This window comes from Haloarcula sp. JP-Z28, from assembly GCF_011440255.1.
GTDB lineage: Archaea > Halobacteriota > Halobacteria > Halobacteriales > Haloarculaceae > Haloarcula > Haloarcula marismortui.
Map to the genome: position 1 here is coordinate 1 of NZ_JAAOHT010000079.1, position 16710 is coordinate 16710.

General features: G+C 54.4%; 10 protein-coding genes and 7 pseudogenes. 7 read left to right on the plus strand and 10 right to left on the minus strand.

What is annotated here, in order from left to right:
* Positions 1 to 129: 129 nt before the first annotated feature.
* From G9463_RS20235 to G9463_RS20250, 4 genes and pseudogenes are all read left to right on the plus strand, one after another.
* Positions 130 to 354 (plus strand): annotated as a pseudogene (locus tag G9463_RS20235) (transposase); the annotation flags it as partial.
* 181 nt (positions 355 to 535) lie between these two features.
* Positions 536 to 1362, plus strand: a protein-coding gene (locus G9463_RS20240) for an IS1595 family transposase (RefSeq protein ID WP_165897669.1) whose coding sequence is annotated in 2 segments (ribosomal slippage) — positions 536 to 1001 and positions 1001 to 1362 — 828 coding nt in all. Because the reading frame shifts where the segments join, the coding sequence is not laid out codon by codon here.
* A gap of 81 nt (positions 1363 to 1443) precedes the next feature.
* Positions 1444 to 1620, plus strand: a pseudogene (locus G9463_RS20245) (IS630 family transposase); the annotation flags it as partial.
* Between the two features lie 129 nt (positions 1621 to 1749).
* Positions 1750 to 3162 (plus strand): sulfatase, encoded by a 1413-nt coding sequence (locus tag G9463_RS20250; RefSeq protein WP_165897670.1) that lies wholly within the window; start codon positions 1750 to 1752, stop codon positions 3160 to 3162.
* A 22-nt stretch (positions 3163 to 3184) separates the two neighbouring features.
* Here the strand turns inward: G9463_RS20250 and G9463_RS20255 are convergent, their stop codons facing one another.
* From G9463_RS20255 to G9463_RS20275, 5 genes and pseudogenes are all read right to left on the minus strand, one after another.
* Positions 3185 to 4291, minus strand: a complete 1107-nt coding sequence (locus G9463_RS20255; protein ID WP_165897671.1) for a glycosyltransferase — start codon at positions 4289 to 4291, stop codon at positions 3185 to 3187.
* Positions 4292 to 4586: 295 nt separating this feature from the next.
* A pseudogene (locus G9463_RS20260) lies at positions 4587 to 4736 on the minus strand (ISH3 family transposase); the annotation flags it as partial.
* A gap of 383 nt (positions 4737 to 5119) precedes the next feature.
* Complete coding sequence (locus G9463_RS20265) at positions 5120 to 6928, minus strand: ABC transporter ATP-binding protein (protein WP_165897672.1); 1809 nt, start codon at positions 6926 to 6928, stop codon at positions 5120 to 5122.
* A gap of 334 nt (positions 6929 to 7262) precedes the next feature.
* A pseudogene (locus G9463_RS20270) lies at positions 7263 to 7511 on the minus strand (IS5/IS1182 family transposase); the annotation flags it as partial.
* A gap of 352 nt (positions 7512 to 7863) precedes the next feature.
* Positions 7864 to 9135 (minus strand): O-antigen ligase, encoded by a 1272-nt coding sequence (locus G9463_RS20275; RefSeq protein ID WP_165897673.1) that lies wholly within the window; start codon positions 9133 to 9135, stop codon positions 7864 to 7866.
* 428 nt (positions 9136 to 9563) lie between these two features.
* Here G9463_RS20275 and G9463_RS20280 point away from each other — a divergent pair.
* From G9463_RS20280 to G9463_RS20290, 3 genes and pseudogenes are all read left to right on the plus strand, one after another.
* Positions 9564 to 9794: pseudogene (locus tag G9463_RS20280) on the plus strand (winged helix-turn-helix domain-containing protein); the annotation flags it as partial.
* Positions 9791 to 9928: pseudogene (locus G9463_RS20285) on the plus strand (ISH3 family transposase); the annotation flags it as partial. The pseudogenes G9463_RS20280 and G9463_RS20285, both read left to right, overlap by 4 nt.
* A 461-nt stretch (positions 9929 to 10389) precedes the next feature.
* Positions 10390 to 11805 (plus strand): sugar transferase, encoded by a 1416-nt coding sequence (locus G9463_RS20290; RefSeq protein WP_165897674.1) that lies wholly within the window; start codon positions 10390 to 10392, stop codon positions 11803 to 11805.
* A gap of 63 nt (positions 11806 to 11868) precedes the next feature.
* On the opposite strand, the pseudogene glmS reads toward G9463_RS20290, so the two are convergent.
* The 5 genes and pseudogenes from glmS to G9463_RS20315 form a co-directional block, all read right to left on the minus strand.
* A pseudogene (glmS, locus tag G9463_RS20295) lies at positions 11869 to 13658 on the minus strand (glutamine--fructose-6-phosphate transaminase (isomerizing)).
* An 88-nt stretch (positions 13659 to 13746) separates the two neighbouring features.
* Entirely contained in the window at positions 13747 to 15210 is a 1464-nt protein-coding gene (gene secY / locus G9463_RS20300; RefSeq protein WP_165897675.1) for a preprotein translocase subunit SecY, read from the minus strand.
* Between the two features lie 6 nt (positions 15211 to 15216).
* On the minus strand, positions 15217 to 15714 hold the full coding sequence (locus G9463_RS20305) for an uL15m family ribosomal protein (protein WP_121303377.1): 498 nt from the start codon (positions 15712 to 15714) through the stop codon (positions 15217 to 15219).
* Positions 15714 to 16178 carry a 50S ribosomal protein L30 gene (gene rpmD, locus G9463_RS20310; protein WP_050036837.1) on the minus strand — a complete coding sequence of 155 codons (465 nt, stop codon included), beginning with the start codon at positions 16176 to 16178 and terminating at the stop codon, positions 15714 to 15716. The genes G9463_RS20305 and rpmD overlap by 1 nt, the downstream gene beginning before the upstream one ends.
* Positions 16178 to 16710 (minus strand): 30S ribosomal protein S5 (locus G9463_RS20315; RefSeq protein ID WP_165897676.1); only part of this gene is annotated, 533 nt, incomplete at its 5' end. The genes rpmD and G9463_RS20315, both read right to left, overlap by 1 nt.

The window sequence follows — 16710 nt, forward strand, 5'->3', positions numbered from 1 at the left end:
CGGCTGATCGCCGCCGACAGCGGCAGCTTCCCCTTCGATTGGCGTCCCTTGACCACTATCGACGACTCATCTCGACAGAACAGGTGACTCAGGTCAGGTTAACTGGCGATGTTTTGTGAGGTACTGAGCATTTCGAAACGTGGATCTCGGCAGTTACGGTGGATCCTCGTCCAGTGTGCGCGCACAGCCGTCCACACGTGTAAAGACGAGTACCTGAAACAGTTCTACGATCGATTAGCGGGAAAGAAGGGATCGCAAAAAGCGATCGTCGCAACTGCTCGCAAGTTGCTGGTGTCTATCTTCCACATGCTCAACCGAGAGGAGGTGTATAACCCGCCAGGTGTGAGTGCCTGAACGCCGCCCGGCGGCGTTCAGTAGCCGGGTCGCAGGCCGCATCAGCCACAGCTACCGCACACGATGTTTCCCGCCTGCCGCTGGTCGAGAATAGCATCAGCCTGTCGTCTGGTCATTTCCTAGACGCTCATCTGTAGTGGTGGATACTTTCTCATGACTGGAGTTCGTAGTCCAACACAGCATGGTCAGCAAAGAGAGTGTCAACGAGGTCTTTCTGCCTGACAAAGAGGACTGTTTAGCGTATCTGCGTGATCAGCGATGGCCGGACGGGGTGACGTGTCCGCACTGCGAGAGTGCGGACACGATCAAGAAGGGAACGACACGAAAGAACGCTCAACGCTATCGTTGTCAGGACTGTGAGAGAATATTCAATGATCTCACAGGGACAGTGTTTGCGGAACATCAGCTCACCATCCCAGAGATGTTCCACATCCTCCGAGGGATGGAGGAACACACGACGAACGAGATTTTCCAAGAACTCGACCGTACCTACAAGACGGTCTTGGACTTCCATGAAGTCCAAGACGCACTTGCCGAGGATCCTGAGTTTGACCTCTCCGGTGTCTGTGAGGCTGACGAGGTCTACGTCGTTGCTGGCGAGAAGGGACTCGAAGATGAGGATGGGAGTCCGCGCGAGCGCGGACTCACAAAAAAGGACGCGGAACCTTCGAGTCAGACAAACCACCCGTCGTGACACTCGTCCGTCGCTCCGACGGACGAGTTCGGTTCCTCGTCCGCGATAATCTCGAAGACGTTGACGAAGACATCGCCGAGTACGGCGATGAGACCGTGATCCTCTGTACCGATCAGTACAGCATCTACGACGGAATCGACGAGTACGACGAGATTGATGGCCATTTAGCCATCAATCACGACGAACACTACGTCGTGGGTGATGCTCACACAAACAGCTGTGAGAACCGTCACAGTTTCCTTCGCAACTGGTTGCGAAGGTTCCGAGGCGTCTCAAAACACCACTTACAGGGCTATCTGAATTTCTTGGGTTAGATCCTCAACACCGACAACTGGTTCGAGCAAATACTAAGTACTGACTTCTACAGATGAGCGTTTGCGGAGAACTCCAAGATAGAGCTCCGATATCTTCCGACTGGAATAGCAAATGTAAGTCCCACAAAAGAGTGCTGGCGTCAGCTCAGATCAACACTCGGAAACAGGTATTTCGGAGAGATTGATGAGCTTCGGAATCGGATTCGCTCGGGAATGGAAGAGATAGATCCACTTGGTCTCTATCAATATCTCTGTCGCTTAGTACATTCGTCATTGGTATCACGACTTGCCTGGTTGCTTTCGGGGAATGATTACAAGCACAAATATCAGTAGTCGGGTTGCGATAACTTCATTAGACTAAAACTGCTGATTCGAATAAGCCCATCAATGACAGACTCAATCCTTCTTATAACAGTCGACTGTCTCCGTGCTGATCACGTTGGTGGATATGGCTATCCTCGGGATACAACACCAAATATTGACGCTCTCATTCAGCGAGGAACGCGCTTCCAGCACGCCTACAGTAATGGTCCGGGAACCAGATTCGGCTTCAAATCTATACACGGGGGAACGTATCCCCTCCGGATCAGTGGTGCCGGCCTCCCTAAACACGCAAGTAAAACTCTTGCTGAAGTGCTACGAGAACAGACCTACCAGACCGGAGGCTTCTCAGATAATCCTTTCGTATCAAGCTATTTCAATTATAGTAGAGGATTTGATTATTTCTATGATTATGAGAATTGGATGGGAGACAGTAGTGATATGAAATTGAAAGATATAAACCGTTTTATTCGACAACAAGTCGGTCCCACTATCCCGAAAGGACGGATCTACGATGTTTTGAAGTCTGGCTACGATTCCATACTAAAATATATTGAAAGTACTGGTGCAAACGCAAACTCAAACGATGAGGCGGTAGTAAACCAAGCCCTCAACTGGATCGCTGAAGCGAGCGACAGCGATAAACCTTACTTTGCTTGGGTTCACTTGATGGACGCGCATCACCCTTATGGGTACTTCCCGGAGCACCGTCATGCACTTAATATTCCCGCAGATAGGGAACACGTCCGAATGCCCTCTGTAGACCCAGGAAATCCTCCATCAGAGATACTGGTAGACGCATACGATACTAATATCCGAAATGCTGATGCACACGTCGGGCGTCTCCTTCGAGAGGCTGAGGGAGACCCCACCGTTGTTCTGACTGCCGATCATGGAGAGGAGCTGGGACTACACAACCGTTTTCATAAGGAGTCCGTTTATCAGTCAATGGCTCACATCCCGCTGGTCGTTGATGCACCCCAGTTCGATACCAGCGAAAGCGATGCCGCCGTCAGTTTGATTGATATTCCAACGACAATCGCTCATCTCGCCAATGCAAATATTCCAGAGTCTTGGGACGGAACGGACCTGAGAGATCGGACGAATGAGAATACGGTGTTCCTCGGATTTGAGAACAGTGAGGGAATCTCGACGGCAGTCATACAAAGTCCATGGAAATATATATGTCAACAGGACACACATACAGTATCTCCGGAGACGGAGTTACTCTTTGATGTCGTCTCTGATCCTGAGGAATCGCAGAACAAAATAGAAACTGCCGAAGGCGTATATCGGAAGCTACAGAACAAATACCAGAACCATTTAATCGACATCAAGGGTAATAGGCTCGAAGCCGAGCGAGATCTCTGGGATCCCAGTAAAGATCTTTCAAAGACGGTACAAGACTCAGATAACAATGTTCCGTCAGAGACTCCCGAAGGGATTGACCAGCGGTTAGAAGACTTGGGCTATAAATAGGGGATCGTTACTCGCCTCCGGACTATTGAAGTTGCTTAAACAGATTGATGATTTTATCCGCAGCATCGTTCCAATCCGCAAACTGAACCGAACGCTCCCGCCGTGACCGGCGTTTGTGGCGATTATTCGAGAGTATTTCTTGCAGCGCTGCTGTCAGTCCCTTTGTCGTGTTATCCTCGTATACATAACCTGTATCTTCTGACACGATCTGTGGGATACGTCCGATAGCAGGTGCGACAGAATACGTTCCGCAAGCTATCGCCTCCTTTAGCGCGATTGGGTGGTTCTCCATCGCAGAAGCGAGTATAAATACGTCACTGGCATTCAAATGAGTCGGAATCGAATCGTGTTCTACACGACCTGTGAAGTGAATCGGAGTCTCGTCAACGATGGAGTCCGCTAACTCTTCAAGTTTCGACCGTTGCGAACCATCACCGAGTATTACGAGAGTCAAATCGAACTCCGATTCTAACCGACTAACAGCTTCGATTATATTATCTATCTGTTTGACTGGTTCGAGCCGGCCGCTGAATGTGAGTACTGTGCTTTCATTGGTAGCGTATTCCGGTTTATCACCGTCGCTGAGTTCCTGCGGACAGAACGTATCTGGATCAATGCCCGGATCAATCGTCCGGTTCGGAATGGAGAGAATCGATTTATCCTCGTACTCCTCATCACAACCGCCCCAGAAAACCAATCCGTCTGCTCGTTTCAGATACCTATCGTATAGGGGGTTCACGCGTCCACGGACAGTATACACGAATGGTGAATCTGTAAGCTTTCGGAGACGACTGAGAACGGGTCGCCCTGTTGCATACACGATATCTGCCTCAGAGAGAGGTTCTCTGGTGTCTTGGTGTATCCGATGGATGAATAGTTCCTCATTTAGGTGTCGGATTATTTTTCCTAACGGCTCCGGAACGGAATAACTCAGATCGTAGGCATATGGACAGTCAACGCCTAAAGTCTTAACACCGTTGGATAAATTGGCGCTGTCGTTTCCGATTGTTATATACGAGACATCGTGACCCATCTTCGAGAACTCTGCGCCGAGGGTCAAGTCGTTGATTTCGGCACCGCCTCGAACATGACCGAGGTGCGTAGAGACAAAACGGATCCTTAGAGACATATTCTAACCCCGTAATACACTGTCTTTCGCCAATGTATATGAAAACCACGCAATAATGGACATTAACTCATGGAGCGTTCGATTTGCTTTCTGAACCGGACTGCTCATAGATGTTAAGCATCAGTACCTCACAAAGCATCGCCAGTTAACCTGACTTGAGTCACCTGTTTTGTTGAGATGAGTCGTCGATAGGGGTCGAGGGACGCTAATCGAAGAGGGAGCTGCCGCTGTCGGCGGCCATCAGACGCCGACGCGGCAGCGTCGCCACTCGCAAGGCGGCGTCTCCGCCTGGTGATTACCGGTGGAACCGGTCATCCGGTGGCCGGTTCGCGGGGACGGCCCAACGCACTGCGAGGGCCGTCCACGCTGCCCGACACAGCATATTGATGAACTCCTCGAACGACCAGGACCAGAGGCGACGCCCGCCACAGCGGGGAGGTGCCAGTATTACACACATCTTCAGCAAGCAAACCTCTCAACTAACCGGCTTTGTGAAGTACTGAGCATGGCTTCATATTATGTGCTGGCTCTATTCAAAACTGTTGTGAAAGGTATAGTTTTCTCGTTATATACTTATATAGAAATATAATCGTCTAGACAGTGATTGAGAAGACCTCTCACAAAACTACGCGGTAGCTACTAGAAGGCAGGATTCCTCTCCACTGATAAGGATCTGGGACGACCAGATCTTGACACAAATTTTTTAATCGGATAAAAAGGGGGGGGCTCAAGAATTTTGTTATAGTTTACATAATTCAGCACATTTTGGCATTTGAATGAATGAGTGAGAATGAAATGGGTCCGCCCCGTTAAAATCATTCTGGTATATCATCCACTTTGAGACTGAATCGCATACAGTTCTGCGTACTGTCCACCCATGTTGATCAACTCTTCGTGTTCCCCTGTTTCAACGATTTCCCCAGCGTCTAACGAGTAAATCCTGTCGGCGTTTTTCACTGTCGAGAGTCGGTGAGCGATTCCAACTATCGCGTAATCTCGTTGCATATTCTCAATGGATTTCTGGACTTCCCTCTCTAAATTCGAGTCAAGATCGCTCGTCGCCTCGTCAAGTACCAATACGTCGGCGTCTTTTAAGAGTGCTCGTGCCAGCGCCACTCGCTGTCGTTGGCCACCGGACAACCGGACTCCGTCGTCGCCAAGTTGCGTCTCGTAGCCATCTGGTAGGTCTTCAAAGAACTCATCCACCTTCGCTATGCGGGTCACCCTATCGAGTTCTTTTTCTGGTATCTCTCGATTGCCGATTGTCAAGTTGTACCGCAGGGTATCATTAAAAATAAACGGGTCCTGTCGCACGACAGCGATTTGCGAGCGCCATTTATTGATATCCATCTCGTGAATTGGGCGGCCGTTTGCCCGAATCTCCCCAGAATCAGGTTCATACATCCGGACTAGTAACGAGATGATAGTGGACTTCCCTGCACCGGATTGCCCCACAAAACCAATGAACTCCCCCTTCTCAAATTCGAAAGTCACACCTGAGAGTGCCTCATCTTCCTGTTCCTCGTAGGTGAAGTGCACATCGTCAAACTTGCCCGTCTGGATATCGTCTGGGACGGGCTCTGAGTCGTGAGTCGGTTCAGAATTCTGCTCCAACTCATCAATGAACTCCTGTGTTCGAACGAGATGTGGCAGGTTGTTTTCTATTTTATACAGTTTCGAATTTAGCCCACTCGCTTTCGGCCCAAGTCGGAACATCGCGAACAGAAATACTCCAAGCGATCCGAGAGAGAGCTTCGCAAGTGTGAGTGCAAAATAAATAAGAACGAACACAGAGACGGCCGTCAACAGATTATAAAAGTTCTCTATAGCCTGCTCATTCCGTTGAAGAGTGATACTTGAGGTTGCGAACTGATCCACTGCTTCGAGAAAGTCCTCGAAAAGTTCATTTTTCAGGCCGAATAGCTTCGTATCTCGTATCCCTTGGGTCCCTGCCTGCGCCGTCTGTTGGACACGCTCGTTTGCATCTGCAACTTCGTCTCCAAGTTCATACCCAGATTCAATGAGATACCGAAACAGCACTGAGAACCCACCAAGAAAGATGAGTGAAAAGAATGTGAGATATGGGGCAATAATTAATGCAACAGCGAGGTACATCAGTGCCAAGAGCCCCTGTTCAACGAAATTGATAATAAACTGGATGGTTCGTCCCGCATACTCTGCTTGCGTTACGATTGCATTAAGTATATCATCTGAACCTTCCTGATCGAAGTACTCAATCCGTGCATCAAGCGCGTTGTCGAACCCTTCCTTCTGGAGTTCTCGCGTATAGTCAACAGCCAGTGCACTCCGCATCCATCGCACAAAAAACGTCAGCGTCCACCGGACAGTTAGTACGGCACTGACACCGACAACGACAGATCCCAGCGTAAATGGTACCTCGAAAAACTGGTAGATAGATATAAATGCTAGCAAGATGCCGTCGGCCTGCTGTGTTGGGTCACCGGGCGATTGGACTATCTCAACTATTGGGAGAATAAATCCAAGCCCGACGCCCTCAAGTAGCGCAGCGAAAACACCGCCTATAATAATCGCTACAGTGAGATTCGGTCGATGCTTACCGACCCGTATAATTGCCTGCAATTGCTCACGGCGACTGATTTTCTCCGATTCGCTCATTAGGAAATCGAACCCTCTCTCGGATTTTATATTCGTTGGTTTAATCATTCCGAATTGGACGGGGAAATACAGTATTATTGATCTAAGATTCTGGTCGTGTCGCAAAGTCCTCTGGAGTTCAGTAGCAACTGACTCCCCTGAGGAAGGGGACGCCTCTGGTGTCCACGCAAAAAGTGTCCCATGCATACACGCTGAACTCAACGTGCGATTCACGTTGCAGTCGATCACATCGGGTTAGAGGAAGCGTCTGCTTGGGGAAGATATGCAACAATGGCGGCGCCCCGTCACGGCGGAGCAGGCGGCGCAACTCCTGCATCGGAAATTCATCGTCCTACACACTGAACGACGAGTGATCAGGGGATTCCCCAAGACCGAACACATTGAGGATTCCCGGCATCTCGTTCAGATAATCTTCGAGCTTCCGGAGTGGCTTGTTGATTTCCTCCTTGAGCAGTAGGAGCGCGATTTTCGTGGACTTGGCGTACCCGTCCACGCCATCCGGCGCGGCGGGTACGTCCGGTTCTTCTACGTGGTTCGTGGCAAAGTCACGAAACGTCCGTGCGAGAGTCCTGAGGCGCCCCATATCGCCAGACGGTGTCCAATTCGCCGTTAATGTCACGGAAAACGCTCGGAGAGACGCTCAGATAGTCGGTTAGTGTCCGATCAACGGAGCATCTTCAATTGCTTGGTCAAGCACTCCTTCCGACAAATGCCGCACTAACTGTCCGCGTTGACTGGTCTTTCTCCAGAACTATACGCTTCTAAAGGGGTCAACTCTTTCGCAGACCACTCCGGCGGGGCGTCGCCAGATAGTGTGCACAGCCTCACGTTCTAGAGGGTGGCTCCATGAGAATCCCGCTAAATTCCCTGAAGCGTGAAGTAGATCATGAAGTCGCCCTCAAAGACGCGTATTAGACACAGATACTAAGTATATTCTAAAACTGTTCATTTTTAGTGTTGCCTGGTTCATTATGCAGATCTAATGATAAAAGAATGCCAAATGGTAGAAACATATATACACGAATGAGCGTGGAGCTACTATAGACTGATGCATAGAATAGGACATAAATATAAAATGCGAACATAGTCATTCCGAGATTACTGGCCCGACTTGTACTATCTCTTTTGATGTAGTATCCCGCAAATCGGAACGGCTGCACTACCAACAGCAAAAAAAACATAAAGCCGACTGCGCCAATTTCTGATAAGACCTTAATAAATATACTGTGAGGGCCGACGTAAACATTTTTTGTTCGTTTCTGAAAATCAATAAAATTATCAGTCCCATACATATTTGCCGTCTGGTACCAACCATCTGGTCCAACCCCAAATATCGGATTATGTTGGAAAATCTCTAATCCGGTTCGATAGACATACAAGCGTTCGAACTGAACTGGATCTCCGACCCAGGGAAGAATAGAAAATAATGTACCCATACGCGCAAGAATTTCAGAGGGCAATAAAAATCCCGCAGCAAATAATAAGACCAGGAAGCCTGCGAGGAACCAGGGAAGCATCTTGAGGATTTTACGACGGTTCCCTGAGGTTGCGTAGAGCGCTGTGATAGCGAATGAACTGACAACCAGTGCTACCCATACCTTCCGTTCTTGAGAGATTAACACCGCTCCAGCCAGAGGTATCAGGTGCAAATTTAAGCTCCAGTCTTGACAGTCCTGTATAATTAGTCCGATCAGAATAACAAGCGCTGCACCCTCAACTAATGCATTAAATCTGCGGCCAGGGTATCCATATATTACGAAATAAATTATAGTCCAGATTGCCTTTATACTACTAATTTTCACCAGTACTTCGAGGATATACTGGATATCCCGCTCGGATTGTAATAGGAGACCGATTGCAACAGTAAATATCCCCATCTGAATCCACTGAATAGTTTCTATAATGCCCTGAAGTCTGACTCCATTCAGTACCAATGAGATAGACGATGCAACGACAATCCCAATAAATGAAAGCACGGTCAGCGTTTTAGGAATCCAGGCTTTTTGATGAAGTGCAATAGATATGATAGTCAAGGCGAGAAGGTAGATGTCGAAAGGAGTGACAACTGCACTCCCTACTGGAAGTTGTCCGATTATAATCAAATTCCCTTTGAGCGGAATCTTCGCAATAAGTGGAATGGTTGATAAAACAATCAGAACAGCGTAGACCCGAAGTCTGCTGCTCTGGCCATGATCAGTTGCAGCCATCAGTCTTATTTTATATTATTTCGGCTACCTAAATACTAGTCGATATTCTTTGTTACAACCTCAGAGCTGAGTTGCAACCATAATTGACCACGATCTCAACTTTTCCTCGCTTGGCCATCCGTTCTAATTTAGTGGCGATGGTCAGAAGTCTTCACAAGGAAGCAGTAGGACGAATCTGATGTGTCTACGACCACCTCAGTCCTACCAAATAACGCTACGGTCGAACAGGTCTTCAGAACACTGGATACAGAGACAACGGCACTGTTCGAACGGCTCAATTGAATCCACAGACAGCGCCGGGATAGGTCGTTAGAATCGCCGGTATGAAGCGGGAGAGCGATGTTATACCCGACATTCTCAGTCGATCACATCAGGTTAGAGGAAGCGTCTGCTTGGAGAGGATGTGCGACCTGGCGGCGCCCCGTCCGCCCCCGAAACTCGACGAAGACGAACAAGAAGAACTCCTCAAGCTCCTCGAAGAAGGCCAACCATGGAAATCACAGGAGATACAGCATCTTCTGACCGAGGAGTTCGGTGTCGAGTACCATCCGGATTACCTCGGGAACTTTCTCCGAGATCTCGGCTTGTCGTACGCGAAACCACGTCCAAAACGGCCAAATCGGCCGGAGAATCCAGAGGAAATCCTCGACGAGCGCGTCACGGGGGGCGCCGCCTCTGGCAGTGGCCGTTCATGGAGTTTTGCGAAATGTTACTGCGGGCAGCCTAGACAGCACTTGGTGTGCGCAGAACTGTTCCAGCGAACCAACTACTTGACGACCGGTTCTTCCGGTAGCTGTCCACCGATCTGGACAGCGGTCGTCAATGGTGACACTGTCGCGTCGGCTGCAGTCCACCGCCGACAGCGACGGTCCATCTCAAAAATCATGCTCACTAGCGCTTCGAAAATGCTCCGCAGCCGGTTCGATCTGATTCACCGCCATCAGACGAGATTACGCGGCTGTCGATGTGATCGACTGACGTTCGAACCGGGATCAGCGATACGGGGAGCAACCTGGTTCTCAGTCATGCTCGAGACAGTGGTCGACCTCGTGAGAAAGAGGCACAGGTCGTTGGCTGGGCTTTTGTGCCAGCTAGCACCTTATCGATGCCACACCACCTTTGATGAGCTGGCGGTTGATGCCCCCGTCGACGTTCGATAGCGTTGGGAGCACAATCTTGTCCTCCTCCACATGGTTTCAGTATCTGAGCCCCAGGACACAGGACTTATGTCAGAACTCGCCAATTACACTGGTAATGGACAGTGGCTGGCGGTATCGGGTCGCAAGTGTGGCCGGCGTCGTTGTGCTGACAACGATTGCTGTCGCATTTGTTAACAACGCTACCTTTCAGTCGATAGCGACCACGACCCTGATGTTCAGTCGGCTGCCGACCGACCCTCCAACTGGATCGGAGTTCACGTTCGAACTCTTGGTCACAATTGCCGTCGTCGCCAGTGTGTTTCTCCCGTTGTACAAACCCCGCCCGCGCCGGATTCTCGACTCCGTAGCACTGGCCCAGAAGCGAGTCCTCGTGGCAGTCCTCGTGCTGGCGACAATCGGCTACTTCGATTACACGTACCGACTGCCGCGCTTGACTGTCGTATTGATAACACCACTGTTACTGGTCGCACTGCCAGCGTGGTTCGTGTGGATTCGGAAGCGGCCATCGTCGAATGGCGAGCAAACCATCGTCGTCGGCGATGACCTCCAAGTGATCGAAGAAGTCGCAAGCGAAGTCGGCGGGACACTCCTTGGCTATCTGTGTCCGACAAGTGTCGTTACGACGATCGAACGGACAGAAGCCATCGCTGACGGCGGAATCAACTCTGGTGGGCTAGAACGGTTGGGTGGCCTCTCGCGGATCGAAGACGTACTCGTCGAGTACGATATCGATACTGTCGTGTTAGCGTTCGGTCATACCGACCGGGCGGAGTTCTTCGGCGCGCTCGACGCCTGTTACGAGTACGGTGTCAGCGCGAAGGTCCACCGAGACCACACGGACTCCGTATTGACCGCCAGCAGTGGGGTCGGTACCCTGGTCGACGTGGAAATCGAGCCCTGGGACATCCAAGACTACATCCTCAAGCGCACATTCGATATTGCGTTTGCGTCGGTTGGGCTGGTGGCGCTATCGCCCGTGGTTTTGGGAATTGCAACGGCAATAAAAGTAGAAGACGGCGGCTCGATACTGTACCGACAAGACCGGACAGCAGTGTTCGGCGAGACGTTTTCCATCTACAAGTTCCGGTCGATGGTCGAAAACGCCGAAGACGAGTCCGGCGCGACAATCAGCGACGAGGACGCGGGTGGGGTTGACCCACGCGTGACATCGGTCGGGCGAGTGCTGCGACAGACGCACCTAGATGAGATTCCACAGCTCTGGTCGATACTGCGAGGAGATATGAGCGTCGTCGGCCCACGGCCCGAACGACCGGAACTGGACTCGGATATTCAGAGCGGCGTCGTCGACTGGCAGAAGCGCTGGTTCGTGAAACCCGGCCTGACCGGACCTGCACAAGTGAATGACGTGACTGGAAAAGAACCAGGCGAAAAGTTACGGTACGACCTCGAATACGTGCGTGACCAGTCATTTAGCTACGATATGAAGCTTGTTTCGAGGCAGGTCTGGAGTGTTATTATCGATCTCATGGTTGCGTACAGAACTTCTTGAAAAGGATCTGCAATCAGTACAAGCCACTTCATACAGACAGTATCAGCGCACGTATGGCCGACGTCACTCCACAGTCACGCTTTTCGCCAGGTTGCGCGGTTTGTCGATGTTTCGCCCGAGCAACGCGGCCGTGTGATACGACACCAGTTGGAGATGCGTGTTCGCCAGGACGGCGGCGGCTCGCGGATGCGTCTCGGGAATTTCGAGCACGTGGTCGGCATACCGTTCGACGTCGCTTTGCCCGTCGGTGATCGCGACGACCGGCGCGTCCCGCGCTTCGACCTCTTTGACGTTCCCGATGGTCTTGCGGGCACGCTCGTCGTCGCCGGTCACAATCGCGAACACGGGCGTGTTCTCGGTCACGAGCGCCAGTGGCCCGTGTTTCAGCTCACCCGCAGCGAAGCCCTCGGCGTGCTTGTAGGTGATCTCCTTCATCTTCAGTGCGCCTTCGAGCGCCACGGGCTCCTGATAGCCGCGGCCGATGAAGAAGTAGGCGCTGGCGTCCTGGTACAGTTCAGCGACCTCCTGGGCGGCGGATTCATCAAGTACTTCCTGCACGTGGCCGGGCAAGTCACGGAGCGCGCTGATGACCTGCCGGGCGTCGCCGGTCGTCGACGTCCCGAGGGCGAGCAGGTTCAACGCGGCCAATTGTGAAGCGAAGGTCTTGGTGGCGGCGACGCCGATTTCCGGCCCGGCACGGATGTACAGTGCGTGGTCGCACTCGCGGGCCGCAGTGGAGCCGACGACGTTGGTCACAGCCAGCGTCCGCGCACCGCGGCGACGGGCCGCCCGGAGCGCCGAGAGCGTGTCCGCGGTTTCGCCGCTCTGGGTAACCCCGACGACGAGTGCGTCCCCGATTGGCGGCGTCGCGGTCGCGTATTCGCTGGCGAGGAACGCCTGGGCAGGGATACCCGCCTCGCGGAACAGTTGCGCGCCGTGCAGGGCGGCGTGGTACGAGGTCCCACAGGCGATGAACTGGACGCCGGTTGGGGAGAGATCACCGAGGTCGCCAATGTCGACCGTGCCGGCGAGTTCGTCGACGCGGCCCCGCAGGCACTGCCGGAGCGCGCGCGGTTGCTCGTGGATTTCCTTGAGCATGAAGTGGTCGTAGCCGCTCTTGCCGGTCTCCTCGGGGTCCCACTGGACAGTGTCGACATCCTTCTCGACGACGGTGCCGTCAGTGTCGGTGACGGTCCAGCCCTTGTCGTTGAGGCGGGCGAACTCACCGTCGGCGAGGTAGACGACCTTGTCGGTGAAATCCCGGAAGGCGGGGACGTCACTCGCGAGGTAGGTCGCGTCCTCGCCGATACCCAGGACAAGCGGTGAGTCGTTCCGGGCGGCAAACACCGAGTCACAGCCGGCGATGACGACGGCGACGGCGTAGCTCCCTTCGAGGCGGCTGATCGCCTCGCGGACGGCGTCTTCGGGGTCAGCACCACCGTTCAGTGCGTCCTCAATGAGGTGGGGGACGACCTCCGTGTCGGTGTCGGAGGTGAAGGTGTGGCCGGCCCCGACGAGTTCGTCACGCAGGGACTGGTAGTTCTCGATGATCCCGTTGTGGACAACCGCGACATCGCCGGTACAGTCCTGATGCAGGTGGGCGTTCTCGTCGGTCGGCGGACCATGCGTGCTACAGCGGGTGTGGCCGATGCCGACCGAGCCAGGGGGGTGTGCTCGGAGAGCGCCTCGCGCAGGTCAGCGATTTTGCCTGAGTGTTTGCACATGTCGATATGACTGTTCGCCAGCACGACGCTGGCGGAGTCGTACCCGCAGTATTCCAGTTTCGAAAAGCTGTGGACCGACGTATCGAGCGTCTCGTCGCCGCGGGTAGCGCAGCTGATGATACCGCATATCAGCGGACCACCTCTTGGCCAGGAAAGATTGAGGCCAAAGCAGCGGCTCAGAGGTCGTTGAGAAACTAAAGAATATGACATTCAAGAACTATCCGAACATCTGGCGCATCATCGGATGCATCTCCATGAGCTGCTCTTCGGCGATCTCCTCGTACAGTTTGTACGTGATGGAGACCGTCAGTAGCAGCCCGGTACCGGAGACGCCACCGATGGTACCCAGCATGTTGGCCATCACGGCAAGTAGTCCAACCAAGGCGCCGCCGATGACAGTCACTTGCGGGATATACCGCTCGAGGACCTTCTCGATGACGCCGACGTTCTGTCGGAAGCCGGGGATCTGCATCCCGGAGTTGTGGATCTGCTTGGCCGTTGCTTCCGGGCCCATGTCGGTGGTCTCGACCCAGAAGACGGCGAAGATGCCGCCGCCGACGATCATCACGAACAGGTCAATCCCGACACGGGTCAGGATCTGCCAGACCGGCTGAGCAGTCCCTTCCAGCCACCACATCCAGTCGCCACGGCTCTGGACGGGAGCGAGGAAGTAGAACAGGCCGCCGGTCGGCTGGCCGTTGGCGTACGTGCCGAGGAACGCCGGCATCGAACCCAGCTGGGCGTTCAGGATCCGGCCCAGGAACTGGATGTTCGCCTGCAGCGCCCGGACGAGGATCATCGGCAGGACGCTCGCATAGATGAGCTTGACCGGGAACCGGCCGCGGGCCCCTTTGACGCGGGCGTTCGACAGCGGGATCTCGACGCGGACCGACTCGGCGTAGACGACCACCGAGAAGATGAGAACCGTCGTGAACAGCCCCAGCAGTTCGCCCTGAAGCAACACCGTCTGGAGGCCATCAGCAGCCAGCACTGGCCCGGTGCCGCGCTGGCCGGTGATGAACAGGTACCAGGTGTAGATGATCCCTTCGCTGTTGCCAATAAACGGCGTCGTCAGGACGCCGCCGATGAGGCGTTGGCTCACGCCGGCAACGATGAACAGGCCGATACCGGAGCCGACGCCCCACTTGGAGATGACCTCGTCCATGAACAGGATGAGGACACCGCCGACGAACATCTGGCCGAAGATGAGCCACTGGACACCGGTCGTACCGATACCCAGGGAACTTGCGACCGCCGTGTCAGCCGGGAGGAAGCCGCCGGCAAACACCATCGGGAGCCCGGTGAGACAGATCATCACGAGTACCAGCAGCTTCTGGAGCCCCTGATAGAGGATCTGGTCACGTGGGTCGTCCTGGGTGTTTAGCCCGAGCAGGTCCGCCCCACCGAGGAGCTGTAACACGATGGACGCCGTAACGATCGGACCGATACCCAGCTGCAAGATGCTCCCCTGGCCGGAGGCCAGAATCGAGGAGAAGCGCCCGAACACCTGTTGGCTGGCGTCGATGTCCAGCCCGAACAGCTTCACGTTCGTCAGGAAGAAATACAGCAAGAGCACGCCCCCTGTCCAGGTGAGCTTACGCTTGAACGGGACGTGTCCTTCCGGCCGCTGGACTGCGGGCATCCGGACAAGCAGTGGTTCGGCGGTGTCCTTCCAGCTCATCGTTCGTTATTCCTCGTCCGCGTCCGCGTCTTCGTCTGTCTCGGCCTCGGCCTGGCGCTCCTCGCCGAGGTCGGTCAGTTCGACGCTCCCGCCTGCGGCTTCGACCTTCTCGCGAGCGCCCTCGGAGAAGTCGTCGGCGATGAGCGTGAGTTCGTGGCGAACCTGGCCGGCACCGAGTACTTTCACGTAATCGGCGTCGTCGGCCTCTTCGACTACATCACGGACATCGACGCGGAAGCCACCGTCTTCGACTTCGGCGACGTCATCTGCGGCCAGCAGCGTGACGTTCTCGTCGATCTCGCGAACGTCGATAGTTGCGGCCTCTTCCTGCACCTTCTGCGGGCGCTTGAAGCCGCTCTTGCCGAGCGGTTCGTGGTTGTGGAACTCGTGCTTGTCACGGCCTGCGGCACCGCGACCACCGCGGTGGCCGGCACCACGTCGGTTCTTGTGCGAGCCGCCGCCGTGCGTGCGCGAGCCGCGCTGTCGTTTCTTTTTACTCGTCATTATCGCATCGCCTCCAGGAGTTCGTCGATACCCTCGGTGTCGTGTTTCCCGAGCTGCCCGCCCTCCTTGACGGGGTGTTTGACGCCGTCGTGGCCACCGCGAGGCGGGTGCAGACGGAGCGTCGGGGACAGGCCCTGCTCGCGTAGCGTCGTCTCCTCGGAGAGGAGCGCGAACGCGAGCCCGGAGATGTCGTCGTAATCCGTGTTCTCGGCGACCCACTCGTCGTCCACGTCAGCGTCGCCCTCGAGCGGCTCGGCGCGCGTCGCCAGGACTGTCTCCAGCGTCTCCTGGCTCGGCTCACCGAAGGCGACGAAGTCGTTGACCTTCGTCACCATGCCGCGGTAGGCGTCCGTCTCGGGGACGAGCGTGCAGTGGTTCACGTGGTGGATGTTGAGCATCTCCAGCGTGTCCTGAATGTCGGTGTGCATATTGACTTCGCCACGGAGCTGGACGAGTGCGTGCATCACTCGATCACCTCACGTTTCTCGAAGGTTCGTTCGGGGACGCGCGCCTCGGCCGTGTTCTGCAGGGCGTTGAACGTCGCCTTCGCGAAGTTGACCGTGGTGCGCGTGTTCCCGCTACTGCGTGTCCAGATGTCCTCGATACCGGCGAGTTCGAGCACCTTGCGGACGGTCTCTCCGCCCGCGAGGCCCAGCCCGCGCGGGGCCGGCTGCAGCTCGACTTCGACGCTCCCGGCCTTGCCCTCGGTGCGCAGCGCGACCGTGTGCGGACGGCCACAGCCACACTCCCAGGACCCGCAGCCGCGGGAGATGTCGATGATGTTCAGCTTCGCGATGTCGATCGCTTTCTGGATGGCACCGCCGACCTGATCGTCACGCCCTTCGGCGTAGCCGATGAGGCCGTCGCGGTTGCCAACGGCGACCACGCAGCGGAACTTCACGCGGCGGCCGGAGTCTGTCATCCGCTGGACCATGTTGATGTCCAGCACTTCGTCTTCCAGATCGGGAACGAGCTGGTCGACGACTTCCGATTCTT